The 4,618-nt window shown below is 41.3% G+C and carries 2 protein-coding genes; both read left to right on the top strand.

The window, feature by feature from the left end:
• Nucleotides 1–364 precede the first annotated feature (364 nt).
• A complete protein-coding gene (locus VJ937_RS13655; RefSeq protein ID WP_324067973.1) occupies nt 365–739 on the top strand; it encodes a hypothetical protein in 375 nt (124 codons plus the stop codon).
• A 369-nt stretch (nt 740–1,108) separates the two neighbouring features.
• Nucleotides 1,109–3,883 carry a glycoside hydrolase family 3 N-terminal domain-containing protein gene (locus tag VJ937_RS13660; protein WP_324067975.1) on the top strand — a complete coding sequence of 925 codons (2,775 nt, stop codon included), beginning with the start codon at nt 1,109–1,111 and terminating at the stop codon, nt 3,881–3,883.
• Nucleotides 3,884–4,618 lie beyond the last annotated feature (735 nt).

Genomic DNA, 4,618 nt, shown 5'->3' on the forward strand with positions numbered 1-4,618 from the left:
TATAGAAAAAAGTTCCTGGCTAAAGCCCTAAGCAGCAACGGTAACTTGTCACCGCCATAAATGGCGGTGTAATGAATGTACTATCTCAAAAATTACAACTTTGAGAACAAATTCAGATAAGAAATAGCTTGTATTTTTTCACTATATATTGTAATAAGCACAAAAAATTATAAAGTTTCGGATAGTTGTGTGATTTTATTTAATCAGAGAAAAACTTTCGTTTTCATGTAATGCGTTGTAAATTTATAGGATAAAGTTTTAATTTCAGGCAAATTGCTTGCAATTGAAATAAGGGCACATGTCTGCAGATCAGGTTATTGGCGGCAACTACAAAGCTCCGACAAAAATTTTACATTAATTCAAAATGAGTGAAGCATCAAAAAATAGAACCATAAAAACCATTCAGGAGCTTAAAGACAATGGCCCCCTGTTCAAAAAAATCATTAAAATTGCTCAATTTGAATCGGAACTTGATTTGGGGGTTAATCCCAAAAATTTTGACCAGGCCAAAGTGGCCAATCTTACAGAAAATGATTTTGAGTATATAAGTAAAGTATGCCTGTTAGTAGAAAAGCGATTGAGAGACCCGGCCTGGATCAGGAAAACAGTTGATGATATTGAGAACTTATTTAAAGTAAAATCGGGTTCTATTAGGGGTATACGCTTCGATGATGAACTGTTTAAAGCGGGCAGGGGTATTTTGGAGACTTATCTGAGAGACCTAAAAAAAGATCAATAACTGCTTTTTTTGTGGTATTTTGTCATGCTTGCATTGCAAAAAGTCAAGTGCAGCCTTTCATAGCCCTTTATTTACTTTAAAGGTAACATACCACAGGTTTTCATTTCAACACATTGAAAAAAATGCTGAAGGTGAACTGGAATATCCGTGTTAATTTGACCTATTAGATTCTTTTTCTCCTTAATCTTCATTTTAGGTTACTCCCTTCGGTCGTGGGCTCACGCCTAACGGCTATTTGAAATTTTTAAGGGGATTTAATGTACAGCTATTCCTTCAAAATACCTTAACCCGGTTTTCAATCGTGAAAGAAATGATTATTTTTATCCCGCCAAATGAATTATATTTCTCCAAAACACATAAGAAATTTCCATGAAGTATTTTTTAATTATTCTTGCAGGCGTATTCATTAGCCAGGGTTTGTTGAGTCAGTCTGTTGACCAGCAGGCAGACAGTATTTTAAATTTAATGACCCTTGAAGAGAAAATCGGGCAGATGACCCAGGTGGAACGAACCGCATTGATCAATGATCAGGACCTTGCCACTTATAGCATCGGCTCATTGCTGAGCGGGGGAGGTTCTTCACCCGAACCCAACACACAGGAGAGTTGGGCCAATATGTACGACAATTACCAGGGCATAGCACTGCAAAGCAATTTGGGTATTCCGCTTATTTACGGTGTCGATGCGGTGCATGGGCACAATAATGTTCAGGGAGCCGTAATTTTTCCACACAACATCGGAATGGGCTGTACCTGGAATACAGAACTAATAAAAACAGCCAATGAAATTGTGGCAAGTGAGGTGGCAGCAACAGGTATTGACTGGACTTTTGCACCCTGTATAGCCGTGGCACGTAACGAGCGTTGGGGCCGAACCTATGAGGGTTTTGGCGAAACACCCGAAATACAAAAACTCATGGCTGAAGCATCGGTAGTTGGATTGCAAGGCACTGATCTGAGCCTGAACGAGACCATTTTGGCCTGCGCCAAGCACTACGTGGGCGATGGCGGTACCACCGACGGTATTGACCAGGGCAACACCCAAATGTCTGAAGACTCATTGCGGCAAATTCACATGCAGGGCTACATCGATGCCATTGATGCTGGTGTAGGCACTGTAATGGCTTCATTCAACAGCTGGAATGGCGATAAATTACATGGACACCAATATTTGCTTACCGATGTATTAAAAAACGAACTGGGTTTCGAAGGCTTTGTAATTTCTGACTGGGCCGGGGTGGACCAGATCGATGAGGATTATCGGACTGCCATAAAAAGGGCCATCAATGCAGGTATCGATATGGTGATGGTTCCAGACCGTTACGAGGTATTCATAAGTCATTTGACCAGTCTGGTGAACGATGGAGAGGTAAGTGAAACCCGTATAGACGATGCTGTGCTGCGTATACTTAAGCAAAAATTATTACTCGACCTGTTTGAAAATCCTTATTCAGATAATGCAACAGCCGGCGATTTCGGGTCACAGGCGCACAGAGATGTGGCCCGCCAGGTGGTGCGCGAATCAATGGTTTTGCTCAATGCCAAAAACGATGTTTTACCACTGCAAAAAAATGGTCAAAACATTTTAGTGGCCGGCGAGCTGGCTGCTGACCTGGGCGCTCAGTGCGGCGGATGGACCATTTCGTGGCAGGGCAATAATGGCGATATTACTACAGGAACCAATATAATTGAGGGTATCAATAATTTGACAGGCACAAGCGAGGTGGTTTATGCTCCGGACGGCAACTATAATACAACACCCGATGTGGCTGTGGTAGTGGTGGGCGAAAAAATACCCTATGCCGAAGGTGAAGGAGACCGCACCGCTCTAAATCTCGACGAAACCGATATTCAATTGATGAAAAAACTCAAAAAAGCTGGAATTCCTACTGTGGCCGTACTGATTTCAGGTCGGCCAATGATTTTTGGCGAATTGTTACCTTATACCGATGCGGTTTTGGCAGCCTGGTATCCCGGCACAGAAGGGGAGGGTGTTGCCGAAGTGCTGTACGGCGATTATCAACCCTCTGGTATGCTGACGCACTCCTGGCCTCAAGCCATGTGGCAGGTACCTGTCAATTTTGGCGATAACCTGTATGATCCCCTGTTTGCGTATAAACATGGTCTGCAGGAATTTCCTGCCAGTGCCGGAGCAGCTGAACTATTGGCTTATGCAGCCACTACAAACAAAGGCGGTGACTCGCTAATATTGACGCTTTCAGATGAAATTGAAACTATGAATGCCACGGTTTCTGATTTTACTATTGAGATTGACGGTGTTACGATTCCCGACATGTTGGGCGGTGTAAGTATTGCCGGGTATGATGAGAGTGCACTCGTGTTCACGTTAAATACACTGATTGAACCCGGACAAAAAATAACCATATCTTATTCCGGTAACAATATTACTGCTTCGGATCTTGTACTTGGCAATTTCGATGGATTTTATGTGCATAATGCCGTAGGAGGTACTGGTATTTGGTATGCTGTCCCGGGCAGACTGGAAGCTGAACATTTCTTTGAAATGGAAGGTATACAGACCGAAGCTTGTTCAGACGTGGGTGGCGGTGAAAATGTAGGCTACATTGACCCGGGCGATTGGATGAAGTATAAAATTCAGGTTGCTCAATCAGGTTTTTATACCATCACCGGCCGCTTGGCGGGATATTCAAATGGTACATTACTCATAAGATTTAACGACACTATAGAAACCGGAATTGATTACACTGCTACCGATGGCTGGCAAACCTGGCAGGACTTTTCAACCTGGGATTATCTGGAGGCTGGTACATACACCATGGAGGTGATTGCACAAACCAATGCTTTAAATATCAATTATTTCGATTTTGAATTGTACGAAACCGGAATTGATCAACCTGTAGCCCACATACAGAATATTAAGGTTTATCCTAATCCCGTAAGCAACAATGTGACAGTAGATTTTTCAAATACACTTAGTCACCAGGCTTCCATCAAACTTATTGATGCAACAGGTAAATACGTTGAACAGCTTTACCATGGAGGTTTAACCCGGGGCGATAACAGCTTTACATTTCCTGTAAATGAAGCTTTGCCGGCAGGCATCTATTTTATTGAAATAAAGGATGGTGTCAGAAGATATTTTGAGAAAATAATAAAGCAATAATCAGTTTTTGTTTATTGAACAACCTGAGTTCCTGGATTAAAAATAGAACACAGATTAAGCTGTTAATTCAAAAATATTTGGGTTGGAGAAATTGATTCCTGTTTTGTGCATTGGGGCAGCCTTAGTAAAGGAAGCCTTATTTTATAATTTTTACTGCAATTTTTGAGGTAATAATAATTAGAAGATGCTTCTGTATGATTTAAAAAAGTTGTGGATATTATTGACTAAACTTTTTTCTTGCGATGCACTGAGCTTGTCGAAATGAAAAAAAGTTACAATCGTATGCCGCCTTAGCTTTAGTGTTTCACCTTCGGCAAGCCTTCGGCGACCGAAGGATGGCGCAAAAATTCAAGATCAAATTACGCTTCCACCCGCTCTATTCAATTAATCAAATGACTTTTAAAAGCTGGACAAGCCTCTTTTAAGTCATTCATATTGATTGATCAGGTCATCACGCTTTTGGAGGTGCTATTCATGTGCTAAAATGTTTAATTTTAATCGGCCTAAGTGTTTTGAGCGGGCACCTTCATCTTGAAATAAGCGTAAAATTAAAATCTGTTTGAACGGATGCGTAATTTTTTAGTTCAATGCAACAGCTTTAGCAGCATCCGTGAGTTATTTTAATTTAGCTTATGAAAGAAATGAAGGTCGCTCAAAATACTAAGCCTTGAATTTTTTGCTTCGTTTTTGGTTCAAGCCAAAAATGAAGAGCCAAGCCGGCTTGAGGCGGTGTTT

The organism is Salinivirga sp. (assembly GCF_035268865.1).
In the GTDB taxonomy this organism is placed as follows: domain Bacteria; phylum Bacteroidota; class Bacteroidia; order Bacteroidales; family Salinivirgaceae; genus Salinivirga.